Origin of the sequence: Acinetobacter sp. Brlt_5, from assembly GCF_051949055.1 — a bacterium.
Classification (GTDB): Bacteria; Pseudomonadota; Gammaproteobacteria; order Pseudomonadales; family Moraxellaceae; genus Acinetobacter; species Acinetobacter indicus.
Window position 1 is genome coordinate 66,091 of record NZ_JAYJLP010000010.1, and the last position, 23,536, is coordinate 89,626.

Here is a 23,536-nt window from a genome sequence, read left to right on the forward strand (position 1 = left end):
TTGCTGGTCGATGTCAAGGTAAATTAACAGCAGAACAGCAAACCAATGCTCTGTCTTTTTCGAGAAAATGGCAGGGGTAGCTGGATTCGAACCAACGAATGGCGGGATCAAAACCCGCTGCCTTACCACTTGGCGATACCCCTAAATTTGATGACTGTAAGATGGCAGGGGTAGCTGGATTCGAACCAACGGATGGCGGGATCAAAACCCGCTGCCTTACCACTTGGCGATACCCCTAATACAGTACATCTACAGGTGAAAAATGGCAGGGGTAGCTGGATTCGAACCAACGGATGGCGGGATCAAAACCCGCTGCCTTACCACTTGGCGATACCCCTATTCAACTTTGAAATGAATTAATGGTGATTCGGCTAAACTGTGGACCAGGTAAGCTTTACATGGTGCCTGAGCCAGAATCTCATCAATCTTCATTTCTGAAGTCACTTCAATAAAAACACAGGCACCTGTACCTGTAAGCTTGGCAACTCCGAACTGATCCAGATATTGCATGGCTTCATCGACTTCAGGATATAAGGCTCTGGCCAGTGGCTCAAAGTTGTTTCCGAAATCAGATGGCTTCAACTGATAGGCGCAAAATTTAGATGGCTTCGTATCTCTTGTCAACGTTTTTTGTGAAAAAAGCAGTTGAGTGCTGATAAAACAGTCAGGTTTTAGCACTATGTACTGTTTTTGTTCTAAGTCTATGAATGTTAAGTGTTCACCAATACCTTCTGCCCAGGCATTGCGGCCATGGACAAAAATCGGCACATCGGCGCCCAGTTGCACCCCTAAATCGGCCAGCTGCTCAGAATTGAGTCCACATTGCCACAGTTGGTTCAGCACAATGAGGGTGGTGGCGGCATTGGATGAGCCACCACCAAGTCCGGCACCCATAGGAATCTGTTTGTCCAGCCGGATTTTTAAACCGGTCGGCGCTTGGGCAAAAGGTTTTAAGATCTGCGCCGCCCGATAAATCAGGTTCTGTTCCAGATCGACTGAATTTAAACCGTCGATCTGAATCTCGGCTGTATCCAATGGCTCAAATTCAAGCCAGTCGTAGAGATCGATCAGCTGGAAAATGCTTTGCAGTTCATGATAGCCATTTTCACGGCGGCCAGTAATATGCAAAAACAGGTTCAGTTTGGCAGGTGAGGGAACACGAATCATGACAGCACAAAATTAACGGTTTTGGATCACCATTGTAATACGGTTCTCCTGACCGGATTCAAATGTTTGCTTTAAAATTAAACGGTTTGGCAAACGCGCCTGTTCGTTATAGCTTAAATCAACGGTCCAGCCATCTTCTAGAAACTGGGTTGGACGACGCTGGCTATCGTAAGCGACTTTGGCCTGTGTAGTGGCCGGACGTGCCTGCACCCAGTCAATGATATGACTGATTGGCGCTTGCCATCCGGTGGCCCGCTGCAGCAGTTCTTCGGCTGTTGCTGCCTGAATAGTGCCGGTTTTGGCGCTATTCAGTGTGACTTGTCCCGGCTGGCCGGAAATCTGTGTTTTACCGACGCCTAAAATGCCGCTTAGTTCAATATCAAACTGTTCCTGCTGTTGCAGCCAGTTAAAAAAGGCGCTGCCTGACTGCTGTGGTGTGCGTACCCCGATTTTTCCTTGCAGATGAAACTGATTTTCTGCCTCAACCATTGGGCTTGCGGGTGTTTGCGGTTGGGTGAACTGCTGACAACCACCCAGCACCAGGGTGCTGACCGTGACAAGACTAAGACTGAGTTTGGAAATAAGTTGCATGCGTATTAACTCTGAGGGCTGTGTTGCGGTAACAATAACGAATGAAGCTGTTCTAATTGCGGATCATTTGGATATTTTTGTTGGAGTTGTTGTAAAACTTGACTAAATTTTGTCAAATTACCCTGCATATACAGCGCCTTGGCATAACGGACCCCAATTTTGACTGTTGCACTTAAGGCAAAAGCCTTTTCCAGCACCTGGGCAGAGGTGTCAAAATCATTTTGCAGATAGCTGATCAGGCCTAAAGTATCCAGAATTGAGGCCTGTTCCGGGGCGAATTCCAGTGCCTGTTCCACATACTGGCGTGCTTCATCCAGCCGGCGGTTTTGCAGCGCCAGGGTATAGGCATAGGCATTTAAATAAGTCGGACTGTTCGGCTCGACCTGTAACAGCTTTTTCAGTAAACGATCCAGTTTGTCTTTGTCCTGATAAGGGTCTAGCAGCAACACTTCTGAATACAGCAGTTCCGGATCATCGGGTAAATTGCGGATGGCTTCATCCAGCAGTCTTAAGGCGGCAGTCTTGTTGTTCATGCGCTTTAGAATTTCCGCCTGAGCCTGATATAAAAAACTGGCGTGCTGCGGATAATTGACCCGTTCCTGGGTCAAAAAGCGTAAGGCTTCATGCTGGCGGCTTTGCTGGCTATAAATATTGATCATGCTGCGCCGCGAAACGGTATACAGGCTGCCATCGACCAGACGGTAATAGGCTTTGGCGGTTTCAAAATGCTGTTTACGCTCGGCATTGACCGCCAGATAGTAATAGGCTTCATTTTGATACTGGTTGGAATAACGCAACTCGACCAGATATTTCTCGGCCTTTTCATACTGCTTCAAGTCAATACTGGTCAGACCAGCCAGAAACAGGGCTTCATCTTCCTTTGGCCATTTTTCCAGCATCGCTTCCAGTTTGGTCAGGGCCAATTCCGGCTGATTGGTTTTTAACAGATATTTGGCTTCAGCCAGACGTACTTCCAGATTGTTTTTATGTTTGCGGCTGGATTTGGCATACCATTCCTGGGCAGCTTTCGAGTCTTGCAGCGCACTTAGCAGGCTGGCTTTGAGCAGGATATAACCGGTCACTTTCGGACGTTTGCGCAGCACCCGGTTGACCGTTTCCAGCGCTTCTTCTAACTGGCCGTTCTGGGCTTTTAAACCGGCAATCAGAATCAGAATTGAGGGATTATCTTTTTCTTTGCTGGTGCGTAGTGCCTGAATCAGAAACTCACGATCTTCTGGCGACTCCGGGGCAATACCGGCCAGAATCTGTTCTAAATCGGCGGTGGCATCAATGGCCAGAATCTTGTCCAGAGTTTCAGCGGCCAGGTCATATTCATGCGCTTTCAGGGCAATATGCGCCAGATAAAACAGGGCTGGAACATCTTCCGGTTCCTGAATCACCCAGTGGGTGGCAATGTCCAAAGCTGCATTTAAGTCATTGTGTTCCAGTGCAATATTCAGTGCGCGCTGTTTAATACTGGTTGAATTACTTTTAATTGCCAGTACAGTATAGTTATGTAAGGCGGTGGCCACGTCATTCGAGGCGAGGGCAAATTCCGCCACCATGCTTTGTTTTATGGCATTCAGATTTGTAGGTGCATGGAAAAAATCTCCAGATGCTCTAATATGAGCACTAGAAGCCATGCTACCCACGAGTAAGATTGTGGTAGAATATTGCTTAATTGTCGCGCCGCTAAGCCGGCTGGTTGTTTGACGCAATTTTTCTTGATCCAAGTAATGCTTTTTATGACACCGTTATTGCACAATAGCATAAATTTAGCGAAATGATGATCTGATATGTCTTTCTTTGCATTGGGTGTCAACCATCAAACCGCCTCTGTAGAATTGCGTGAGCAAATTGCTTTTAACCCTGAAAAGTTAACTCAATTACTTGCCGAACAAAGCCAGAGCCACCTGTTAAATGACATGGTGGTGGTTTCTACATGTAACCGAACTGAAGTGTACGCCATGTCTGACCATGCAGACACGGTGCTGGGCTGGCTCGCCCAGGTAAATGGTCTGGATGTCAAACAACTACAAAATCACGTTTATCGCTATGAAAATGCGCAGGCTGTCACCCACTTAATGCGCGTTGCCAGCGGCCTCGATTCCCTAATGCTCGGTGAACCGCAAATTCTGGGGCAGGTCAAATCGGCCTTATCTTTGGCCAAAGATGCCCACACGGTTTCGCAAGATTTAAACCATATTTTTGAATACGCCTTTTATGCGGCCAAACGGGTGCGTTCTGAAACGGCAGTCGGCAGTCATGCGGTGTCCATGGGCTATGCAGTAGCACAGTTGGCGCTACAGGTGTTTAGCCATCCGGACAAGCTGACCGTGCTGGTGGTGGCGGCAGGTGAAATGAACAGTCTGGTGGCCAAGCATCTGGCGGAAATGGGCGTGGCCAAGGTCATGATCTGCAACCGCACCCGTGCCCGTGCTGAAAATCTGGCCCAGGAAATTGCCCATCGGGTAGAAGTTGAAATTATTGAATTTGAACAGCTGGCAGAACATTTGCATCGCGCCGATGTGATCTCCAGCTGTACCGGCAGCCTGCATCAGGTGATTGGCTATAAAGAAGTCAAAGCCGCGCTGAAAAAGCGTCGTTACCAGCAGATGTTGCTGGTCGATCTGGCTGTTCCGCGTGATATCGACCCGAAAGTCGAATCACTAGATGGTGTGTATTTATACGGTGTCGATGACCTGCAAAGCGTGATTGATGAGAATCTGGCACAGCGTCGTCAGGCCGCGGTAGAAGCCGAGGTGATGGTGAATCAGTTGGCGACCGAACTGGTAACCCAGCAAAAGGTCAAAAGTGCCGGCAGTACCATTCAGGCTTATCGTGAGCAGGGTGAAACGTTACGTCAGGAAGAACTGCAACTGGCGATGGCGCGAATTGCCAAAGGTGAAAATGCGGCACAGGTGCTACAGGAATTTTCTTACCGTTTGACCCAGAAATTGCTGCATCCCACCTCGATTGTGCTGCGTCAGGCGGCCAAAGCCGAAGATCCGGAATACTTTGAAATGCTGCAAAGCGAACTGCAGCAGGTCAGTGCCAAGCGGCGTAAATCTAAACGCTAAGCCATTGTGATGGTTTAGCATTGTTTTAATGCCGCTTATTCTTCCAGTAAGGTCAGAGAACGTTTTTTATCAATCTGATAAATCTGATGTTTCAGATTACGCATTTCTTCAATACTGCTAAATTTCTTCGAGCGGATTTTCTGCTGCAAGAAATGGTATTGCAGTTTAATGGAAAAATCTTCGGCCAGCTTATCGGCTTTCTCCGGCGAAGTGGTGTAATCGCCGACATTGGCCTGCTGTAAAATGCGCTGTAATTCGTAGTGATAAGCCGCACAGGCGCCTAGCACATAGTATTTGGCCAGTTCTGGGTCATCCGGTAATTCATCAAAAATTCCGTTAAAGATTTGCAGGATTTTGGCCAGTAACTGATCGGCCGGAATCAGTGCGCGTAACGGTTCAAAATGAATATATAAATACGGATGGTTGATCAGAATCGCCACCACATATTCTTCGGCATCAACCTTGGTGCTAAAGCTGAGTGAGGCATCATTATTGGTATGTGGCTGCCATTTGCGGTTAAAGCCGAGTTTTTCCCGGAAAAACTGTTGCAGCAGATAACGGTAAGAGCCGGTTTTCGGTAACAGTTCAGTCAGCTGTTTTAACTCGCCCATCACCTGACTTTTGCCTTCCGGTTTGCTGATATCATGGTTTTGACTTAAATGCGCAAACACAAAATCAGACAGTAGCGGCGCCTGATCGAGCAGGCGGCGGAAATTTTCAATGCCTTCACGGCGGATCAGCGAGTCTGGGTCATGATCATCCGGCAGCACAAAAAACTTCAGTTCACGGCCATCATTCAGCAGGGGCAGGGCAATTTCCAGCGTACGTCGTGCTGCTTTCTGACCTGCGGCATCACCATCAAAGGCAATGGTAATGCGTGAGTTCTGCTTAAACAGAATATTCAGGTGTTCGGTATTACTGGCAGTCCCCAGTGTTGCCACGGCGCCATAAATGCCATATTGCTGCAGCGCAATCACATCCATATAGCCTTCCACCATCAGCCAGTCCTGGGCTTTCTGCTTGCGGCCTTCGTATAGGCCATACAGCAGCTGGTTTTTATGGAAGACTTCCGAATCGGGCGAGTTGATATATTTCGGCTTGATTTCATCATTGAGCGCACGGCCACCAAAACCGACCACACGCCCTTTGTGATCGCGGATCGGGAAAATCACCCGGTCACGTAGCAGGTCAAAATCACGGCCGGAATCGCTGGTACGAATTAGCCCCAGCAGTTTTAAACCTTCAATATCTTGTGGAAAGGCTTTTTCCAGATGCTGCCAGTCTTCCGGTGCATAGCCCAAACGCCAGAACTGGATGGTCTGTGCGCTTAAACCGCGCTGGCGAAAATATTGCTGTGCCGACTGGCTGTGCGGTAACTGCTGTTCATAAAACTGCGCCACATTTTCCAGCAGATCAAACAGGTTGCCTTCCTGTATCGGCTCCTGATCAAAATCCGGATATTGTTCAAAACCGGCAAAGGGATCATCTGCTGGCTGGAACTGCTCAAAAGGATCAAAATGTGCAGCAGGGACTTGATCAGTTTCGGTCGGTGTGGGTGTTGCTGGCGCGGGTGCAGTTTTGGCCGGTGGCGCCGGTTTTTTGGCCTCGCGTTTATAGACCAGTTTTTTGCTGTCCTGATTGTCTTTTGGCAGCTCGATACCGGTCTGACTGGCCAGATCTTTCATGACATCGACAAAGTTACGGCTGTCGATATCCATTAAAAAGCGAATTGCATTGCCGTTGGCCTGACAGCCAAAGCAGTGATAATACTGTTTGTCGCGATAAACGTGGAAAGACGGGGTTTTTTCCTGATGAAATGGACAACAGCCCGAATAGGTCCGCCCGGTTTTTTTCAGTTTCACGCGCTGACCAATCAGATCGACAATGTCGGTCCGATCCAGAATCTGATCAATCGTGTGTTGAGGAATAGCCATACTGTTTTTATCGGGTCGGTTAAGCGGTAGGTCGAACAGATCGACAGGGTATAGAGATTACAGTGTATTGTTTCCTTTCTATCCGGTTTTGCGTGTTCAGGCAAGTGGCCAAGATAAAAGGGCAAGTATAGTAACGTATGCTTTATATTTTGCAAAATTGAAAAGCAGGTTAAAAGCTCTATCCTTACTCGCTATTTTTCAAAGCTGTACTTGTATTAAGACAATAAAGGGAAGAAAAAAATTTTATTTTAAGTGTGTCGGGCCTCTATTTTCATTCGGCCTGTTAAGGGCTTTGTATGGAGAACTTCCTACTTTGGAAAGACCCAAAGTAGGCAAAAGTCTTTGTTCCCCATACACAACATCCTTGTTGTGATGGGGAACGTGTGGCATCCCTGCCACATCTGCGTATCCAATGGAATGTTTAAATCAAATTTAAGACAGTCATGGATGTTAATTATGTTTACTCGGCTGCTTCACTGTTTTCCTGTTTTTCAGGACGGTCCAGCAAACCAAAACTTAAACGGTTGGTCCAGCTACGTGGTTCTTCCTGCTGGTTGGCCAGTTTTTGCTGCTGTTCGGTGGTGGCCTGTGCTTCACGACCAAAAATACCCAAAGTCGCACGGTTTAGCCAGCTACCTTCATTCCGTGCAGCACGCAGGTTTACAGAGCCATCGGCTTTAACCAGATTTGGATAGTTCAGTTTTAACAGGTCAATATACTGTTGTGCAGTGGCACGGTCACCCAGTTGGGTATAACCATAGGCTGCGGTGGCAATTGCTTCCGGAATCTGTGGGGTTTGCGGATAATGTTCGATTACCCAGAGTGAACGTTCCACCGCGGCGACCCAGGCCTTACGTTTAATATTAAAACGTGCCGCATTCATTTCCGCTTCTGCCAGCTCTTGCCCGATAAACTGCATACGTTGTGCAGCATCCACAGCATAGGTGCTTGATGGATAACGGCGAATGAAATCGACAAAGTTCTGATAAGCCACTTTTAAATAGCTGACATCACGATGCGCCTGTTTTAACGAGGTATAACGGATTAAACCATCATAGTTCTGTTCCATATTGGCCACGCCGCGCACATAGTAGGCATAGTCAACATTTGGATGCTGCGGGTTCATCCGGATAAAACGGTCGGCCAGTGCGACTGCACCTTCATAATCTTTTTGCTGGAATTTTGCATACAGCAGCTCAAGTTGTGCCTGCTGGGCATATTCACCGGTAGGATAATAGGTTTCTAATGCTTCAAGATGCTGGATAGCATCGGTATATTGCCCGCGTTCCAGTGCTCGTTCTGCTTTTTGAATATAAACTTGTTCGCTAGATTGCGGACCTGTATCGACCACTTCTTTTTTTGGATTACTGCTACAGCCCACGATTGCAGATGCAACGCCAAGTGAAAGAGCTAGCATGGTAATTTTATAACGTGGTAGCGACATAAAAATTCCTCTGTTATTACGGGCAATGAGCTACAATTGCGCTATTAAACCACTTTTGTCTGAATGATCAAATGTCTCAAGCACAATCTTCCAATTCCAACATCCCTGAAACTGACTTCAATTTACTTGATGATTCTGAGGATGCAGATAATCATACTTCAGACCCAACTGCAACACGTTTATCGTTGCAATTTCAACTGGATGAAAGCTATCTGGGGCAACGTATCGACCAGGTTGCAGCTCTCATCTGGAGTGATTTTTCACGTGAAAAACTGAAGCAGTGGCTAAAAGATGGCCATTTGTTGGTGAATGGTAACACTGTCAAACCAAAGTACAAGTGCGAAGGCAATGAACTGTTAAGTTTAAATGTTGAACTTGAAGCACAGACCAACAGTCAGCCTGAAAACATCCCTCTCGATATTGTCTATGAAGATGATGATATTTTAGTGATTAATAAACCGGTTGGTATGGTGGTGCATCCTGGTGCGGGCAATATTACCGGCACACTGGTCAATGCCTTGCTGTTCCATTATCCAAAATCGGCAGAATTGTCACGTGCCGGGCTGGTACATCGTATTGATAAAGACACCAGCGGTTTGCTGGTGGTGGCGAAAAATCTGGAAGCGCAGTTTGACCTGAGCAAGCAGCTGGCCAACAAGTCGGTGTACCGGATTTATGACGTGGTGGTATATGGCAATATCATTGCCGGCGGCACCATTGATGAACCGATCAAGCGCCATCCGGTCGACCGTGTCAAAATGACAGTGCTTCCGGGCGGGAAAGATGCCGTGACGCATTATAACGTGAAAGAGCGTTTCCAGCATTTCACCCGGGTTCAGGCGCGTCTGGAAACCGGCCGTACCCATCAGATCCGGGTTCATTTCAGCTATATTGGTCATGGTCTGATTGGCGATCCGGTGTATATGCCACGTGTGCGTGTGCCGGCTGGAGCCTCCGAGCTGCTGAATGAAACCTTGCGCGGTTTTAAACGTCAGGCACTGCACGCGGCCAAACTGGGGCTGGTGCATCCACGTACCAAACAGGACATGATGTTTGAAGCGCCGTGGCCGGAAGATTTCAGCCAGCTGGTGGATGTGTTGCGTAGCGAAAACGCTGCCTATTAAACCGTTCTGCGGCGTTGAGAAAGTATGATCTCAACGCCGCTTTTAAGTGAACACAGGAGCTGAGATGCAATTTATTCAGGGATTACCGGCACAGGTTTATGTGGCGCAAACGCGGATTCAGCATCAGCAGGCCTTCCCAGCGCAAGTGCCGGAACTGGCCGGTTTTAACCTGGCCTTGCATGTGCAGGATGCAGCGGAACGGGTGCAGCAGCATCGTATGCTATTACTGGAACAGTTGGCCGAATACGGTGTTAATAAAATCAGCTGGATGAACCAGACTCACAGCACCTTGTGTCATGTGATAAATGATGAGCTGCATTTTAATGCACCGGAAGGCGATGGGCTGGTCACGCAGCGCAAAGGCCATGCCTTAATGATGATGACCGCCGACTGCCTGCCCATTGTGCTGGGCAATCAGGCGGGCACGGAAGTGGCCAATTTACATGCCGGCTGGAAAGGTTTAGCCCATGGTATTGTTGAAAATACCATTGCCGCCATGCAGCACCCACCGACCTGGGCCTGGTTAGGCGCGGCCATTAGCCAGCCGTGTTTTGAGGTAGGGGCCGAAGTAAAGCAGGTATTTTGTGAGAAATATCCCGCATTAAGCAGCGCCTTTCAGGCAGGGAAACAGGCCGGAAAATTCTATGCCGATTTATATGCGATTGCCCGCTATATCCTGACCGAGCAGGGGGTAACCACCATTTTAGGTGGTGATCAGTGTACCTATCGGCAGGCCGAGGAGTATTATTCTTATCGTCGTCAGGCCAAAACCGGACGCATGGCAACATTCGTTTTTATCGCTGATCAATGCTAAACTTGACTGAATTATTGGGTTTTTAAAGTTTCCATGTCTGTTACTGATCAAACATCTGTGTCGCAAGTAAAAGTCTGTGTTGTGTATCATAGTCCCTATGGCCATACCGCCAAGGTGGCACAGCATATTGTGCAGGGCGCCGAAAAAGCCGGAGCTGAAGTACATTTAATGGCAGTGAGCGAGGTCGATTGGGATGTGCTGGATCAGAGCGATATTCTGGTCATGGGCTGTCCAACCTATATGGGCAGTCTGACTTCGGCACTGAAACAGTTTATGGAACAATCTTCAAAACGCTGGCTGGCGCGAAGCTGGCAGGGCAAAATTGCTGCTGGCTTTACCAATGGCGGCGGTTTAAGCGGTGACAAGCTGGCGGTGTTACAGCAGATCAATTTATTTGCCATGCAGCATGGCATGTTATGGTCGGGCTTGCCGTTTATGCCAACAGGCCGTAGTCCGCATGATATTAACCGGATGTCGAGCTTTCTGGGCTTAATGACCCAGTCTGACAATGCCAGCGTTGACGTTACCCCGCCAGAAGGTGACCTGGAAACAGCGGTGAAGTTTGGCGCTTATCTGGTGGGCTTAAAACAGAAATAAGTTTGCTTTCCAATGATGAAATAAAAAATGCCTCCCATGTTGGAGGCATTTTTACATCAAGTACTTGTGTTCAAACGTGCTTATTTATGCATTAAACGGGCTTTATCACGCTGCCAGTCACGGTCTTTTTCAGTGGCACGTTTATCATGCAGCTGTTTCCCTTTCACCAGGGCAATTTCCAGTTTGGCCAGCGGACCTTTCCAGTAACAGACCAGCGGCACACAGGAATAACCTTTCTGGTTCACCGCACCGAGCAGTTTGGCAATTTCTTTGCGGTTCAGTAACAGCTTGCGGGTACGGGTCGCTTCAGGCACCACATGGGTCGAAGCCGACAGTAAAGGTTGAATTTGGGCGCCAAATAAGAAGGCTTCACCATTTTTAAAGGTGATATAGCTTTCGGTCAGGCTCATACGACCGGCACGCAAAGACTTGACTTCCCAGCCTTGCAGGGACAGTCCGGCTTCAAATTTTTCTTCAATAAAATAATCGTGGCGTGCACGTTTGTTCTGTGCAATCGTGCCACTGGTATTTTTTTTAACTACAGTTGCTTTCGCCATAATGAGTCACTTCCAACGTTAGGCCTATTGTGCCCCAAACACAGGCATGCTGACAATTCCAAAATCAGCGCTGAATTGCAGCACTATCGCAGGATTTTTGTGAAATTGGCCGAGTTTATTCACCAATAAATCAAGTTTTTGCTAAAATATGGCTCTACAAAACCAACTAGAGTAAAAATGGATGTCTAAAACTCGCGTGATTTATCCGGGGACCTTTGATCCAATCACCAATGGTCATATCGATTTAGTAACACGGGCGGCCAGAATGTTTGATGAAGTGGTGGTCGCAATTGCCATTGGTCATCATAAAAATCCGGTGTTTACTCTAGATGAGCGGGTAGAACTGGCCAAAACCTCACTCAGCCATTTACCCAATGTGGAATTTGTCGGCTTTGATGGCCTGCTGGTGAATTTCTTCCGCGAACAGCAGGCCACGGCGGTACTGCGTGGTTTACGTGCAGTGTCTGACTTTGAATACGAGTTTCAGCTGGCCAATATGAACCGTCAGCTGGATACCAATTTTGAAGCGGTATTTTTAACGCCGTCAGAGCAATATTCGTTTATTTCATCCACGCTGGTGCGTGAAATTGCGCGTTTAAAAGGCGATGTGACCAAGTTTGTACCGCAAACCGTGGTCGAAGCCTTTGAACGCAAACATCAACAAGGTTGGTAGCGTGTCTTTATATATTACCGATGAATGCATTAACTGCGATGTCTGTGAACCTGTGTGCCCGAATGAGGCTATTTTCATGGGCGAGCTGATTTATGAAATCAACCCGGCGCTGTGTACCGAATGTGTCGGGCATCATGATAAACCGCAGTGTCAGTTATTCTGTCCGGTGGACTGTATTCCGCATGATCCCCATCATGTCGAAACCCAGGAACAATTGCTGGAAAAGTATCAAAAACTGATTGATCAAAAAAGCACGAGCAATTAGTGCATTTATTTGTTAAGATGCGCCCTCGAAGTGAACCAGACGATCGCTGCTGTGGAGGTCTCCGTGACTAAAGCAGGGGAGGAAAGTCCGGGCTTCATAGGGCAGGGTGCCAGGTAACGCCTGGGCGGCGTGAGCCGACGGAAAGTGCAGCAGAGAGTAGACCGCCTTCATTCAGGTTTCTTTTTCGGAAGAAATCGAAGGTAAGGGTGAAAGGGTGCGGTAAGAGCGCACCGCATGACTGGTAACAGTTCATGGCATGGTAAACCCCACCAGAAGCAAGACCAAATAGGAATCCTGAGGTACGGCCCGTACTGGATTCGGGTAGGTCGCTTGAGCGTATGAGTGATTGTACGCCTAGAGGAATGATCGTTCTCGACAGAACCCGGCTTATCGGTTCACTTCACCAAATTTTGTACAATTAGCCTGTAGAAGGGCTTGACGTTATAAACATTACAGCAGATAATGCGCGCACAGTTTACGGCTATGTAGCTCAGTTGGTTAGAGCACCGCACTCATAATGCGGGGGTCACAAGTTCAAGTCTCGTCATAGCCACCATTTTTAAAGATCACATCCTTATGTGATCTTTTTTTTGTCTTTAAAATCTGTGCTCGCAGTTGAGCTGCTGCACATCCAGCTTCAGCGTCTGCTGTAGCTGTTGAATCTGTTGCCAGCGTTGCTGCTGGTCGGCATAGACAAAAATTTTCTCATCGACCTGATCCAGTTTGGACACGGTAATTTTTTGTGCAGCACAATAACGGCCTTCATAGCGTTCCTGTGCAAGCGCCTGTTGTGCTTCAGGACTTAGGCGATCTGCGGTTAAAATCTTCTGCTGGCCTTTGGCATACTCGACCAGAATGCGTTTTTGCGGAATGGTGAACCAGAGATGACCATTAATAAATTCTGCGACATCGCGGCGTACCCCGTTATAGTCCACCATGAGTGGGGCAACCAGCTGACAGCCCGATAATGTCGCAACTAGCAGACTACTGATCCATATTTTTAACTGCATTGTGTTCAAATGATTGATCTTGGAAAGTTTCATCATAGTCAGCGAAAGGGTTTGACCCAAGTAAAAAATTGCAAATCCGGTTAAAAATTAATAAAAACGTCATGTTTTGCTTAAACAGTGTTCATTTGAGTAGATAAATATCTTGACGATAAAGTCCGAACTTTAGATAATACGCACACAGTTTACGGCTATGTAGCTCAGTTGGTTAGAGCACCGCACTCATAATGCGGGGGTCACAGGTTCAAGTCCCGTCATAGCCACCATTTTAAAAGACCAAGCTCTCAGCTTGGTCTCTTTTTTTGTCTGTTCAAAAAGTCCAAAAAATGTTGTGCAAACTCTCCGCGCAATTTAGATACCAGCGATGAATAAAATGCTGGCTTAGGAATTCAGCTGTTGCTGTACCCAGCTTAAGAATTCCTGTTTATGCGCAAGGGCCGGCGCTTTAGAACCATCAATCACTTTAGGCTTGCCATTAAATATACCTTTAAACAGATAAGACTGCCCAGCTTCAAACTCGATACTGCCTGTATCATGGATTTCGGCGAAAAACGCGTTCAGGCGCTCATACTGGCTATAGCGATGAAAATGCGGACGTTCAGTTAAATAATGATAAATCTGTTCTAAAGTCTGCAGGGTATTTCTTAGTGTCATATGAAATCCATTGCATCCAATTTTAGCTCATGCATATCTTGAACATAGGGTTAAACATAGACCGTTGTCTATCTGTTTTTAGTCAACCTAGACGATTCATTGATATTGGTTTTTTTGAATGACGTAGAACTCCAAAATATAGGATCGGTTTAGATGGCAGGGGAAGATGCGTATTCTAAGTAGCCTCATTCCAGCAGACAATAAAAAACCCCAAGACTGGCTTGAGGTTTTTAGGATGGATCAGATCAGGAGCTTATAGGCCCGGTTTCCAGCCATTGACTAATGGATAACGGCGTTCACGGCTAAAAGAACGTGATGTAATGCGCGGACCAATTGCGCCCTGACGGCGTTTGTATTCATTGCGGTCAACCAGACGCACCACTTTTTCAACCACAGCCTGATCAAAGCCTTTGGCAATAATATCGTCCTGGCTCAGGTCTTCTTCAATATAGGCATACAGGATCGCATCTAGCACATCATACGGTGGCAAAGAGTCCTGATCTTTCTGGTCCGGGCTCAGTTCAGCTGATGGCGGACGGCTAATTACACGCTCCGGAATCACCGGCTGTTCGCTTATACTGTTCCGGTATTTGGCCAGTTCAAACACGATGGTTTTGTAGACATCTTTGAGAACTGCATAACCACCAACCATATCGCCATACAGGGTGCAGTAACCGACTGACAGTTCAGATTTGTTACCAGTCGACAGGACCAGGTTGCCAAATTTATTGGATAAGCCCATTAGCAACGTACCGCGGGCACGGGCCTGCAGGTTTTCTTCGGTGGTATCAACCGGGCTATTGCCAAAGAATGGATACAGGGTTTGCATAAAGCTGTTCACAATCGAGTGAATTTCGGCAATGCCAAAGGTCACACCCATGGTTTTGGCTTGCTGTGCAGCATCTTCTACACTAATTTGCGCGGTATAGGTATACGGCATCATCACCGCTTGTACTTTGTCTGCACCCAGGGCATCAACCGCAATGGCCAAGGTTAGTGCAGAGTCAATCCCGCCAGATAAACCCAGAATCACGCCTGGGAAACCTGAACGTTGTACATAGTCACGTGTTGCCAGCACCAGACCCTGATAAATTTCAGCCATGGTGTCGAGGGCTGCCGCCTGTTCGCCCGTTTTATAGCGCTGCTGTTCGGCTTCATACTCCACCACAAACAGGCCTTCCTGATAGGTTGGCGCACGTAAAGCCAGTTCACCGTCTTTGCTGATCAGGAAGCTGGTGCCATCAAAGATCAGATCATCCTGACCACCAACCTGATTGACATAGGCCAGGTTCAGATTCAGCTGTTTGGCCAGCGCAGTCATGGTATCAATACGGTGCTGTGGTTTACCAACTTCGTATGGCGATGAATTCAGCACCAGCACGGTTTCTACATTCAGCTGGGCCAGTTGCTGTACAGTGGCTAAAGACCAGACATCTTCACAAATCAGTACGCCAAATTTATGCCCCAAGTATTCAAAGACCAGATGTTGATGACCTTCGTTAAAATAACGTTTTTCATCAAACACGCCGTAGTTCGGTAAATTCTGCTTGTTATAAATACCCAGAATCTGGCCATCTTTCATTACCGCAGCCGAGTTATAACGCTGGCCATCTTCAGTTTCATTGACAAAACCAAATACCACGACGATGTCTTTAATCTGGCTGAGCTGTTCAAAGGCCTTTTGCGTGCGTTTTTTGAGGCTTGGGCGTAACAGCAAATCTTCTGCTGGATAACCAATCAGAGAAAGCTCTGGGAAAATGATCAGGTCAGCCTGTTGTTTTTTCGCTTCATTTGCTTGTTCAAGCATTTTTTGCGCATTTGCTTCGAGATTGCCAATGTATGGAGAGAACTGTGCAAGGGCAATTTTAAAAGATTTCATTAATTTACGTCCTATTCCTATAGGGTTTTGAATACACGGGCTGCCGCTTGTAATTATGGTGATCGGGCAGCGGTGCATTCTGATACTAAAAAGTACTGCCGACTGGCTCAAGTATAAAAAGTAATACGCATACGACTTGATAAAATCTTATTTTGCAATGCAAAAAATCAGACGGGTTTATTTTATCTTAAATTAATTCAGATGCTAGAGCATATTCAGGATAATTGCATAGTAGCGGCAATTCGCGCCGTGAGAGAAGGCGCATAATGCTTTATTTAGTAAGCTTGAGTAACAAAAGCATGGGTTCGGTGAATCAGGCCTGATGGCACAAAAAACCGGCAGCTTGCAACATGAAAACGCTATTGCAGCGCAGTTTAGGCCGGTGGATGCAGAATAATATTGTCAATCTTGTTTAAAAAAATATCGCGGGCAATATCGCCTTGCTGTTCAATGTTGTAGGCAAAAAACGGCTTACCGGGAATCAGCTGGTAACGGTAGGGATTATACTGCCCGGCAGACAGATAAAAAGCGGTTTGCAGCAGCGCACCTTTCAGCAGCACATTAATCTGCTGCTGATGCTGGTAAATATGTGTCATTTCATGAATCAGCACCGCCTGAAAGGCAAGCGGTGCCTGGCTATAATCTTCCCGGTACAGCGGATCACGCACATGAATATAACCTTGCGGCGCCATCAGAATATGCGCCGGTTGCCAGGGCAAATAAGGATGATTCATGATGCTGACCCGGCTGTAATCAATCAGCTGCCCGAACACGCGCTGGCATAACGCAATTTCGCCCGGGGTTAAAGCCCGGCAGCGAAACTGCTCCAGTTTAAGCAGGCGCAGTAGCAGCGGTAACAGTTTCAATAACAGCATGGTGAAAGATCAGGTCGGGTCATTCAATTTTCCCAGTTATAACAAAACTGGCAGGCAGATATGTAGCAAAAATTTCATCTGCGGTGGCTTGCCGGTTTTTCTTCATTTCCGCAAACCGTTACAATGCAGTTTTTCGCGCAGGTTCAGGTATTCGATGAAAGCACGTATTCATACACTTATTTCGCAAATGTCCCAGCAGATGTATGAACGTGAACAGGTGATCGCACAAACCTTGCTGGCTGCTGTGGCTGGCAGTCATACCTTTTTATACGGCTTGCCGGGCACGGCCAAAAGCCTGATTTCCAGACGGGTTGCAGCCGCTTTTGAGGTCGATGCCTATTTTGAATATTTGATGAACCGCTTTAGTACACCCGAAGAAATTTTTGGCCCTGTGTCAATTAAAGCCCTAAAAGAAGATCACTATATCCGTAAAACCGAGCATTATCTGCCCTGTGCCGATTTTGCTTTTCTGGATGAAATCTGGAAGGCCAGCCCGGCCATTTTAAATACCTTGCTGACTTTGGTGAATGAAAAAGTCTTTAAAAATGGCGAGCAGCTGCAGCAGGTGCCCTTAAGTGTGCTGATTGGTGCATCCAATGAAATTCCTGAACCGAATCAGGGACTGGATGCGCTGTATGACCGTTTTATTTTGCGTCTGGTGGTCGAACCCATTCAGCAGGCCGGCAATTTTCATCAGCTGCTACAAGCCAAACCGGGCAGTGCTCATTTGCAGATGGATGAACCGCTTAAAATTACCCAGGCCGAGCTGGCCGAATGGCGCGAACAGATTCATGAAATTGAGCTACCGGCTTTGGTATTACAGGTGATTGATCTGATTCGCCAGTATTTACAGCAGCATGTCGATGGCTTGTCGGTCTATATTTCGGACCGGCGCTGGCAACGTGTAGCCTATCTGCTCAAAGCTGCGGCATTTTTAAATGGCCGGCCGCAGGTCTTGGTCAGTGATCTGTATCTTCTGAAATCCTGCCTGTGGAATCAGCTGGAAGATATTCGGGAGATGCACAAGCTGATTGATCAGGCCATTCTGGAGATTGGCTTGCACGCCGATTTGCAATTGGAGTCACTAATTCAGCGCAAAGACGAGCTGGAACAGCAGATGCTGAACGCCTTTTACTATACCGATGATGTCTATGAAAGCTATCTGATTCAGGACAAGGAATACTTAAGAGCAGTGACTCACCTGGATCATCATTATCAGGATAAAGTGCTGTATCTGTTATTAAATAAAATGGACAGCAAACAGGATTTCTTTGCTGTGGATGCTTCCGGTGAGGAAATTCGCGGCATCGTGTGTAACTTTAATGGCGGCCGGGTCTGTACCTTAAAAGGCGGCTATTATGGGCTGGAAGAAGTGGTCACACCGTATATTAAATACCCGAAAGGCAGCGCACGCCGTGTCATTGATGAAAAGTTGGTGCAGCAGTTGCGGGGAGAGCTTGCCCAGCTACAAAATGCACTGAGCGAAGATTTAGCCCTGTTACAGCAGCGTTTTGATGCCCAGTCAGCACATTTTGCTTCAGTCTTTGTTGCCGCCGCCGACAGTGCCCAGTTACAACAGCATGTGCAGCAGCAGTTACAGCGCTATCAGCTGCAACTGCAAGACTGCGCGCGGCTGGAACAGCTATGTCAAGGCTAGACCTGCAGCAGCATCAGCGTCAGCATACAGCGTTAGAGCAGTTGACCGGACAGCTGTATCAGGAACTAGCCGACTCCTCCTTAAAACACTGGCTGGATGATCAGAAAGTCAGTCAGCATCTGGATGATAAAGTCCGGGCCTGGGCCTATCAGGCCAAATCCAGTCTCGATCGGCAGCATCCTTATAGGGAAGTGCAGCAGCAACTGGAACACTGGCTGGCGCAGCCCTCCATCAATAGCGCCGAGTTTCAGCAGATGCAGGTGCAATATCAGGATTTTCAGGCTCAGCTGGGGCTGCCTGATTTAAGCCCGTTTTGGACTCAAAGCGCTACTTTCTCTGCCGGACAGCGCGAGCTACAGGCACAGTTATTAACAGAAAAATGGCAACGTAAACTGACCGAAGCCATTGCTCATTGGGAATTTGAGCAGCTGGCCTTGCAGCGGGATGCTTTTCTGGATGAGATTCGCGATTTTCTCAGCCAGATGCAGCGACTGGCCAAATACAAAGATGCCACCGGCATCGAAACCGGTATTTTTATTGACTATTCCAGAGGCCAGTTACAACCACAGGATATCCAGCAGTTTGAGCAATGGGCCAGCTATTTGCAGGAGGATCGTGAGCTGCAAGCCTTGTGTCAGAAAATCGGTTCTGCCCAGCCTGCACATTATCCGCGCCAGGCCGTGCAGCAGCATCGGCCAGAGCAGGAGCTGGAATTGCTGGAGCAGCACTGGCATGAAGAAATTACCGGTATTCAGCTGGCGCAGGATTTGAATCTGGCGCTGCCGAGCGAGCTGGCCTTACTGGCCGATCCCGATCTGGCGCTTTTATTTGACCTGAAATATCTGGAATCCAACCTGATGAGCTTTAACCTGCAAGGTCAGCACAGCAGTCGGGTAATTCAGGATCAAACAGCACGGCATAAGCGTCTGGGGCAAAAAGGCCCGATGATTTTGTGTCTGGACACCAGCGGTTCCATGCACGGCCAGCCGGAGCTGATTGCCAAAGCCATGAGTTTGTATCTGGCGATTCAGGCCATGAAAGCCAAACGTCCGATGTATTTAATTAACTTCTCGACCCAGCTGACCAGCCTGAATTTACTCGAAGGCTATTCGCTGGATGATCTGATTCACTTTCTTAGCCAGTCTTTTCATGGCGGCACCGATGTTATTCCCGCCATCGAACATGCCCTGTCGATGCTGGCCCAGCCAAATTTTCACAATGCCGATGTGCTGGTGGTGTCCGATTTCATCATGGGGCAGTTACCGACAGAACTGATGGCCCAAGTCGAGCAGCAGAAACAGCAGGGCACCGGTTTTTATGCGGTAGCGATTGGTAACTTCCGTTTTGAACATCTGAATCAGGGCCTGTTCGATCATCAGTGGATTTATCAGTCCAAAGAACGCAAAGTGCGTTATCTGCCCAGTAACCGCAGTGACAGAGTGTCCAAATAGGCGCTGACCCCAATTGACAAGGAAATGAGCTCTGCGGAAAAAAGTGTGAGCAAATTGTCAGACAATATTTTTTAAAGTCACGATTTGCCAATTTTATGACGATTTTGGCAACTGGTTTCAATGCAGGGCTGGCTTAGTTTTGGTCTCATTCAGGTCGATGACCACGGTGTCTTGACCTGGCTCAAATGGACAAAACAAAGAGAATAGCCATGCAGATTGCTCAGTTTTTACCTCAGCCTGTTCGCCATTTTTTCAGCGCGACACCTTTTGATGCCGAGAAACAGTCGGCTGCCCTCCCAATCCGGCATATGAAATTCGACTTTAAGGCCGAAGAAATAGATCCCAAATTTTACTTGAATGCCGAACTGGCCAGTGCCTATTTTGCCTCGCTGTCGATTTTCCTGACCTATGGCGAAGATCTGGTGATTGACACCGCGCGTTATCATCGTGAGCTGTTAAATGATCCCGTGCTAAAACAGCGGGTCACCTCCCTAATTGGCCAGGAGGCGCTACATTCCAGATTGCATGAAGAGCTGAATGATGCCTTTCGGGATGCCGATCTGCCGGTTGAGCTGTTCCGTTCCTGGGCCAGATTTGTCTTTGATCACGGCTTTAACCGTTTGCCACAGCCGATGAAACTGTCGCTGATGGCTGGCATTGAACATTTCACCGCGGTGCTGGCCGAGTACATGATGAATCATGAGGAAATTTTCTTCCAGTCGCATGATGAAAAGCAGCGTGCCATCTGGATGTGGCACATGCTGGAAGAATCGGAACACAAAGACATTGCCTATGATGTGTTCCAGTCTTTATCCAACAGTTATGGCTTGCGCATTGCCGGTTTCTTCCCGGCGCTCATCACCATCCTGGTGCTGATTTCCATTGCCTCGCTGCTGGTGCCGTTTTATCGCAAACCGTCTAATTTGTTTAGCCTGAGTTACTGGAAAGACCTGCCGCGTAGCATCAAGCTGATTTTTGGTCTGCAAGATGGCGTGTATGGCAGTAGCTGGGCGCATATTCTGGATTATCTGCGTCCCGGTTTTCATCCGAATGACCATGATACTTCGGCCTTTTTAGCCTATTACAAGGAACGTTTGCTGCATCCGGAAAGCGGGGTGTTAACGCCGTATTTCGTCAAGGAATTTACCCCGGCGCTCAAAGTGTAAGGATGAAGAAGGATGATGGGATTATTTGCAAAAAAAGTGCGACTGAGCCAGCAGGCCTATGCGGTGGTGACCGGTGCAGGCAGTGGGATTGGACGCAGTTTTGCGCTGGAACTGGCCAGGCGTGGTGGCAGCGTGATCTGTGCCGATATCAATCTAGCGGCGGCTCAAGCAACCGCCAAGCAGATTGAACACCAGTTTGCGACTGCGGCCTTTGCGTTGCAATGTGATGTGGGTGTGGCCGAGCAGGTGCAGCAACTGGCTGAACAGTCTGAACAGCTGTTGGGCCATCCGGTGACTTTGCTGATCAATAATGCCGGTGTGGGGCTGGGTGGCAAGTTTGATGAAGTCAGCCTGGCCGACTGGCAATGGTGTATGCAGGTCAACTTATGGGGCGTGATCCACGGTTGTCATTATTTCGTACCGAAACTGAAACAGCAGGGTGGTGGTGCGATTATTAATGTCGCTTCGGCTGCTGGTTATACCGCAGCGCCGGAAATGACCGCCTATAACGTCAGCAAGTCCAGCGTACTGGCCTTGTCTGAAACCCTGTCTGCCGAGTTACGTGGCGCCAATATTCGCATCAATGTGTTATGCCCAACGCTGGTGCCGACCAATATCATGAAAAATGGCCGTTTGCCTGCGCATTATTCGGGACTGGCAGATCATTTGCTGACCCATCATGCCTTTGTCAGCTGTGAGCAGGTGGTAGCGCAGACCTTAAACAATTTAGACCGGGGCGAGCTGTATACCATTCCACAGCCAGATGCCAAACTGTTCTGGTGGTTCAAGCGTGCCGCGCCGCGTTTATATACCAAGCTGCTGGGTGTGGGTTATCCATTATTCAATAAATATGTACAAAAATCCTGAGTAGAAAAAAATGAAACAAGATGATCAAGTCACGTTGCAAACGGTCGCTGAGCCGGCCGATCTTGTGCTCAAAAAGCCTAGTCGAAAAGCCAAAAGTGCCAGTGCAGCATCAGCAAGGGCAGGGGCCAATCAGCCAAATTCTCAAACAACTGAGCAGCGCGGTAGATCAACTACTATGCCAAGCCGGGTCTATGACACCATTATTATTGGGGCGGGTATTTCCGGTCTGGCAGCGGCCTATAAACTGAATCAGGCTGGCTATCAGGATTATCTGGTGCTGGAAAAAGCCGGCCGGGTAGGAGGCACCTGGCGGGACAATACCTATCCGGGTTGTGGTTGTGATGTGCCCTCGGCCTTATATTCTTTTTCCTTTGCGCCAAGTCATGGCTGGAGTCATTTATTTGCCAAGCAGCCGGAAATCCTGCGTTATCTGGAAGATGTGGCGACCCGTTTTCAGCTATATGCCAAGATTGAATTTCATAATGAACTGCAAGATGCACGCTGGAATGAGACTGAACAGATGTGGGAGCTCAACACCAGCAAAGGGCGATATCGGGCCAGAACCGTGATTTTCTCTACCGGCCCGATTACCGAGCCGCAACTGCCGAAAATTAAAGGCATCGACAGTTTTAAGGGCGAAATGTTCCATTCGGCACGCTGGAACCATGCCTATGACCTGCGTGGTAAACGCATTGCGGTCATTGGCACCGGCGCCTCGGCCATTCAGTTTATTCCGAAAATTCAGCCTCTGGCCAAAGAGTTATATATTTTCCAGCGTACAGCGCCGTGGGTCCTGCCAAAGCCTGATCTGCCTCTGAATCAGGTGATGAAAAGTACACTGGCCAAGTTTCCGGTCATCCAGCAGCGTTGGCGCGGTGCGGTATCGCAATCTTTGAATCTGATTAATTTTGGCCTGCGTCATCCACCTTTGTTGGAGCCCGTGAATGTACTCAGCCGGCAGCTGTTAAAATTACAGGTCAAAGATCCGGCTTTACGTCAGGCGGTTACCCCCAATTTTTCGGTCGGCTGTAAGCGTTTACTGTTTGCCAATGATTATTATCCGGCCTTGCAGGCCCCGAATAGCACTTTAATTCCGCATGGCTTGGTGGAAATTGAAGGCAATACGGTGATTTCCGCCAATGGTGACCGGCATGAGGTCGATGTGATTATCTGGGGAACGGGCTTTGAGGTGTCACATCCACCGATTGGTCGCCGTGTGCAGAATGCCCAAGGCCAACGACTTTCCGAGCTGTGGCAGAGCAGTTCACCCGAAGCCTTTTTGGGCACCAGTATCCAGCATTTACCCAATGCCTTTTTGGTGCTCGGGCCGAATATTCTGGTCTATGATTCCTTTATTGGCATTGCCGAAGCGCAACTGGACTATATTGTCAGTGGTTTATTGCAAATGAAAGCCAAGGGCTTAAAGCGCATTGAAATCAAGCCGGATGTGCTGAAATACCACAATGCCAAAGTACAGACTCATGTGCAGAAAACTGTGTTTAACCGTGGCGGCTGTCAAAGTTATTATCTGGACCAGAATGGTCGCAACTTTGCCGCCTGGCCGTGGTCACTGGCCGAGTTAAAGCGACGTTTACAGCGCCTAGATCTGGAGCATTATCAGGTAGCTTAACGTACTTTTGCGCTGAATATTGGCGTTGCCTCGGTCTGGTCGAAACGCGCATTTAGTTTGAATGTCCATAAAAAAACCACCCAAACGGGTGGTTTTTTCGTCGT

Annotated in this window: 21 protein-coding genes, 5 tRNA genes and 1 other RNA gene; 14 read left to right on the plus strand and 13 right to left on the minus strand. The window is 48.0% G+C overall.

The annotated features are described in order from the left end of the window. Nucleotides 1-68: 68 nt before the first annotated feature. The 6 genes from VF685_RS08475 to VF685_RS08500 all read right to left on the minus strand — a co-directional run bounded on the left by VF685_RS08475 (nt 69) and on the right by VF685_RS08500 (nt 3,476). Nucleotides 69-143, minus strand: a tRNA-Gln gene (locus tag VF685_RS08475). 19 nt (nt 144-162) lie between these two features. Further along, nucleotides 163-237: transfer RNA gene (locus tag VF685_RS08480), tRNA-Gln, on the minus strand. 26 nt (nt 238-263) lie between these two features. Then, nucleotides 264-338, minus strand: a tRNA-Gln gene (locus tag VF685_RS08485). Then, entirely contained in the window at nt 337-1,167 is an 831-nt protein-coding gene (ispE, locus tag VF685_RS08490) for a 4-(cytidine 5'-diphospho)-2-C-methyl-D-erythritol kinase (RefSeq protein WP_005176175.1), read from the minus strand. The genes VF685_RS08485 and ispE overlap by 2 nt, the downstream gene beginning before the upstream one ends. Nucleotides 1,168-1,179: 12 nt before the next feature. Then, a complete protein-coding gene (gene lolB / locus VF685_RS08495) occupies nt 1,180-1,758 on the minus strand; it encodes a lipoprotein insertase outer membrane protein LolB (protein ID WP_016659907.1) in 579 nt (192 codons plus the stop codon). A gap of 5 nt (nt 1,759-1,763) precedes the next feature. Then, the gene (locus VF685_RS08500; RefSeq protein WP_035363052.1) at nt 1,764-3,476 is read right to left on the minus strand and encodes a tetratricopeptide repeat protein; all 1,713 of its coding nucleotides are present in this window, start codon (nt 3,474-3,476) and stop codon (nt 1,764-1,766) included. A 78-nt stretch (nt 3,477-3,554) separates the two neighbouring features. Here VF685_RS08500 and hemA point away from each other — a divergent pair, with 78 nt between their 5' ends. Then, nucleotides 3,555-4,838, plus strand: a complete 1,284-nt coding sequence (hemA, locus tag VF685_RS08505; protein ID WP_016659909.1) for a glutamyl-tRNA reductase — start codon at nt 3,555-3,557, stop codon at nt 4,836-4,838. 35 nt (nt 4,839-4,873) lie between these two features. Here hemA and VF685_RS08510 read toward each other — a convergent pair whose 3' ends face one another. Both VF685_RS08510 and VF685_RS08515 read right to left on the minus strand, forming a co-directional pair. Next, the gene (locus tag VF685_RS08510; protein ID WP_104488032.1) at nt 4,874-6,772 is read right to left on the minus strand and encodes a DNA primase; all 1,899 of its coding nucleotides are present in this window, start codon (nt 6,770-6,772) and stop codon (nt 4,874-4,876) included. A gap of 460 nt (nt 6,773-7,232) precedes the next feature. Beyond that, nucleotides 7,233-8,216, minus strand: a complete 984-nt coding sequence (locus VF685_RS08515) for an outer membrane protein assembly factor BamD (RefSeq protein WP_286384965.1) — start codon at nt 8,214-8,216, stop codon at nt 7,233-7,235. Between the two features lie 71 nt (nt 8,217-8,287). Here VF685_RS08515 and rluD point away from each other — a divergent pair, with 71 nt between their 5' ends. The 3 genes from rluD to VF685_RS08530 all read left to right on the plus strand — a co-directional run bounded on the left by rluD (nt 8,288) and on the right by VF685_RS08530 (nt 10,751). Next, on the plus strand, nt 8,288-9,340 hold the full coding sequence (rluD, locus tag VF685_RS08520) for a 23S rRNA pseudouridine(1911/1915/1917) synthase RluD (RefSeq protein WP_104470400.1): 1,053 nt from the start codon (nt 8,288-8,290) through the stop codon (nt 9,338-9,340). 64 nt (nt 9,341-9,404) lie between these two features. Beyond that, the gene (gene pgeF / locus VF685_RS08525) at nt 9,405-10,154 is read left to right on the plus strand and encodes a peptidoglycan editing factor PgeF (RefSeq protein WP_163146056.1); all 750 of its coding nucleotides are present in this window, start codon (nt 9,405-9,407) and stop codon (nt 10,152-10,154) included. 33 nt (nt 10,155-10,187) lie between these two features. Further along, nucleotides 10,188-10,751: a flavodoxin family protein gene (locus VF685_RS08530; protein WP_104500249.1), complete on the plus strand. Its 564-nt coding sequence runs from the start codon at nt 10,188-10,190 to the stop codon at nt 10,749-10,751. Between the two features lie 80 nt (nt 10,752-10,831). On the opposite strand, the gene smpB is transcribed toward VF685_RS08530, so the two are convergent. Further along, on the minus strand, nt 10,832-11,308 hold the full coding sequence (smpB, locus tag VF685_RS08535) for an SsrA-binding protein SmpB (RefSeq protein WP_005176206.1): 477 nt from the start codon (nt 11,306-11,308) through the stop codon (nt 10,832-10,834). A gap of 181 nt (nt 11,309-11,489) precedes the next feature. Between smpB and coaD the strand changes: the two genes are divergently transcribed. From coaD to VF685_RS08555, 4 genes are all read left to right on the plus strand, one after another. Further along, nucleotides 11,490-11,981 carry a pantetheine-phosphate adenylyltransferase gene (coaD, locus tag VF685_RS08540; protein WP_005176208.1) on the plus strand — a complete coding sequence of 164 codons (492 nt, stop codon included), beginning with the start codon at nt 11,490-11,492 and terminating at the stop codon, nt 11,979-11,981. A gap of 1 nt (nt 11,982) precedes the next feature. Next, nucleotides 11,983-12,246, plus strand: coding sequence for a YfhL family 4Fe-4S dicluster ferredoxin (locus VF685_RS08545; RefSeq protein WP_034597403.1), 264 nt, complete (start codon nt 11,983-11,985; stop codon nt 12,244-12,246). Nucleotides 12,247-12,273: 27 nt separating this feature from the next. Beyond that, an RNA gene (gene rnpB, locus VF685_RS08550) (RNase P RNA component class A) lies at nt 12,274-12,652 on the plus strand. A 73-nt stretch (nt 12,653-12,725) separates the two neighbouring features. Next, nucleotides 12,726-12,802 (plus strand) — tRNA-Met (locus tag VF685_RS08555). Between the two features lie 40 nt (nt 12,803-12,842). Here the strand turns inward: VF685_RS08555 and VF685_RS08560 are convergent. Continuing rightward, a complete protein-coding gene (locus VF685_RS08560; protein WP_225876425.1) occupies nt 12,843-13,256 on the minus strand; it encodes a hypothetical protein in 414 nt (137 codons plus the stop codon). 186 nt (nt 13,257-13,442) lie between these two features. On the opposite strand from VF685_RS08560, the gene VF685_RS08565 reads away from it, so the two are divergent. Further along, nucleotides 13,443-13,519 (plus strand) — tRNA-Met (locus VF685_RS08565). A gap of 115 nt (nt 13,520-13,634) precedes the next feature. Here VF685_RS08565 and VF685_RS08570 read toward each other — a convergent pair. The 3 genes from VF685_RS08570 to VF685_RS08580 all read right to left on the minus strand — a co-directional run bounded on the left by VF685_RS08570 (nt 13,635) and on the right by VF685_RS08580 (nt 16,661). After that, a complete protein-coding gene (locus tag VF685_RS08570; protein ID WP_016659913.1) occupies nt 13,635-13,907 on the minus strand; it encodes a hypothetical protein in 273 nt (90 codons plus the stop codon). 253 nt (nt 13,908-14,160) lie between these two features. Next, nucleotides 14,161-15,786, minus strand: a complete 1,626-nt coding sequence (locus VF685_RS08575) for an NAD+ synthase (RefSeq protein WP_005176221.1) — start codon at nt 15,784-15,786, stop codon at nt 14,161-14,163. Nucleotides 15,787-16,160: 374 nt separating this feature from the next. Next, entirely contained in the window at nt 16,161-16,661 is a 501-nt protein-coding gene (locus VF685_RS08580; RefSeq protein WP_087662150.1) for a hypothetical protein, read from the minus strand. Between the two features lie 154 nt (nt 16,662-16,815). Between VF685_RS08580 and VF685_RS08585 the strand changes: the two genes are divergently transcribed. From VF685_RS08585 to VF685_RS08605, 5 genes are all read left to right on the plus strand, one after another. Beyond that, nucleotides 16,816-18,318: an AAA family ATPase gene (locus VF685_RS08585; RefSeq protein ID WP_286384963.1), complete on the plus strand. Its 1,503-nt coding sequence runs from the start codon at nt 16,816-16,818 to the stop codon at nt 18,316-18,318. Beyond that, nucleotides 18,306-19,769: a VWA domain-containing protein gene (locus tag VF685_RS08590; RefSeq protein WP_286384962.1), complete on the plus strand. Its 1,464-nt coding sequence runs from the start codon at nt 18,306-18,308 to the stop codon at nt 19,767-19,769. Before VF685_RS08585 ends, VF685_RS08590 begins: the two co-directional genes overlap by 13 nt. A gap of 209 nt (nt 19,770-19,978) precedes the next feature. Next, entirely contained in the window at nt 19,979-20,935 is a 957-nt protein-coding gene (locus VF685_RS08595) for a metal-dependent hydrolase (RefSeq protein WP_016659915.1), read from the plus strand. A gap of 15 nt (nt 20,936-20,950) precedes the next feature. After that, nucleotides 20,951-21,802, plus strand: a complete 852-nt coding sequence (locus VF685_RS08600; protein ID WP_034597594.1) for an SDR family NAD(P)-dependent oxidoreductase — start codon at nt 20,951-20,953, stop codon at nt 21,800-21,802. A gap of 175 nt (nt 21,803-21,977) precedes the next feature. Then, entirely contained in the window at nt 21,978-23,432 is a 1,455-nt protein-coding gene (locus VF685_RS08605; protein ID WP_168383302.1) for a flavin-containing monooxygenase, read from the plus strand. Nucleotides 23,433-23,536 lie beyond the last annotated feature (104 nt).

Excerpts from the sequence above, each read along its gene's own strand:
- ispE (WP_005176175.1), bottom strand. The coding sequence starts at position 1,167 with ATGATTCGTGTTCCCTCACCTGCCAAACTGAACCTGTTTTTGCATATT.
- VF685_RS08585 (WP_286384963.1), top strand. The coding sequence starts at position 16,816 with ATGAAAGCACGTATTCATACACTTATTTCGCAAATGTCCCAGCAGATG.
- rluD (WP_104470400.1), top strand. The coding sequence starts at position 8,288 with ATGTCTCAAGCACAATCTTCCAATTCCAACATCCCTGAAACTGACTTC.
- VF685_RS08590 (WP_286384962.1), top strand. The coding sequence starts at position 18,306 with ATGTCAAGGCTAGACCTGCAGCAGCATCAGCGTCAGCATACAGCGTTA.
- hemA (WP_016659909.1), top strand. The coding sequence starts at position 3,555 with ATGTCTTTCTTTGCATTGGGTGTCAACCATCAAACCGCCTCTGTAGAA.
- VF685_RS08570 (WP_016659913.1), bottom strand. The coding sequence starts at position 13,907 with ATGACACTAAGAAATACCCTGCAGACTTTAGAACAGATTTATCATTAT.
- VF685_RS08600 (WP_034597594.1), top strand. The coding sequence starts at position 20,951 with ATGGGATTATTTGCAAAAAAAGTGCGACTGAGCCAGCAGGCCTATGCG.
- VF685_RS08605 (WP_168383302.1), top strand. The coding sequence starts at position 21,978 with ATGCCAAGCCGGGTCTATGACACCATTATTATTGGGGCGGGTATTTCC.
- pgeF (WP_163146056.1), top strand. The coding sequence starts at position 9,405 with ATGCAATTTATTCAGGGATTACCGGCACAGGTTTATGTGGCGCAAACG.
- VF685_RS08575 (WP_005176221.1), bottom strand. The coding sequence starts at position 15,786 with ATGAAATCTTTTAAAATTGCCCTTGCACAGTTCTCTCCATACATTGGC.
- coaD (WP_005176208.1), top strand. The coding sequence starts at position 11,490 with ATGTCTAAAACTCGCGTGATTTATCCGGGGACCTTTGATCCAATCACC.
- VF685_RS08515 (WP_286384965.1), bottom strand. The coding sequence starts at position 8,216 with ATGTCGCTACCACGTTATAAAATTACCATGCTAGCTCTTTCACTTGGC.
- smpB (WP_005176206.1), bottom strand. The coding sequence starts at position 11,308 with ATGGCGAAAGCAACTGTAGTTAAAAAAAATACCAGTGGCACGATTGCA.
- VF685_RS08595 (WP_016659915.1), top strand. The coding sequence starts at position 19,979 with ATGCAGATTGCTCAGTTTTTACCTCAGCCTGTTCGCCATTTTTTCAGC.
- VF685_RS08530 (WP_104500249.1), top strand. The coding sequence starts at position 10,188 with ATGTCTGTTACTGATCAAACATCTGTGTCGCAAGTAAAAGTCTGTGTT.
- lolB (WP_016659907.1), bottom strand. The coding sequence starts at position 1,758 with ATGCAACTTATTTCCAAACTCAGTCTTAGTCTTGTCACGGTCAGCACC.
- VF685_RS08580 (WP_087662150.1), bottom strand. The coding sequence starts at position 16,661 with ATGCTGTTATTGAAACTGTTACCGCTGCTACTGCGCCTGCTTAAACTG.
- VF685_RS08510 (WP_104488032.1), bottom strand. The coding sequence starts at position 6,772 with ATGGCTATTCCTCAACACACGATTGATCAGATTCTGGATCGGACCGAC.
- VF685_RS08560 (WP_225876425.1), bottom strand. The coding sequence starts at position 13,256 with ATGCAGTTAAAAATATGGATCAGTAGTCTGCTAGTTGCGACATTATCG.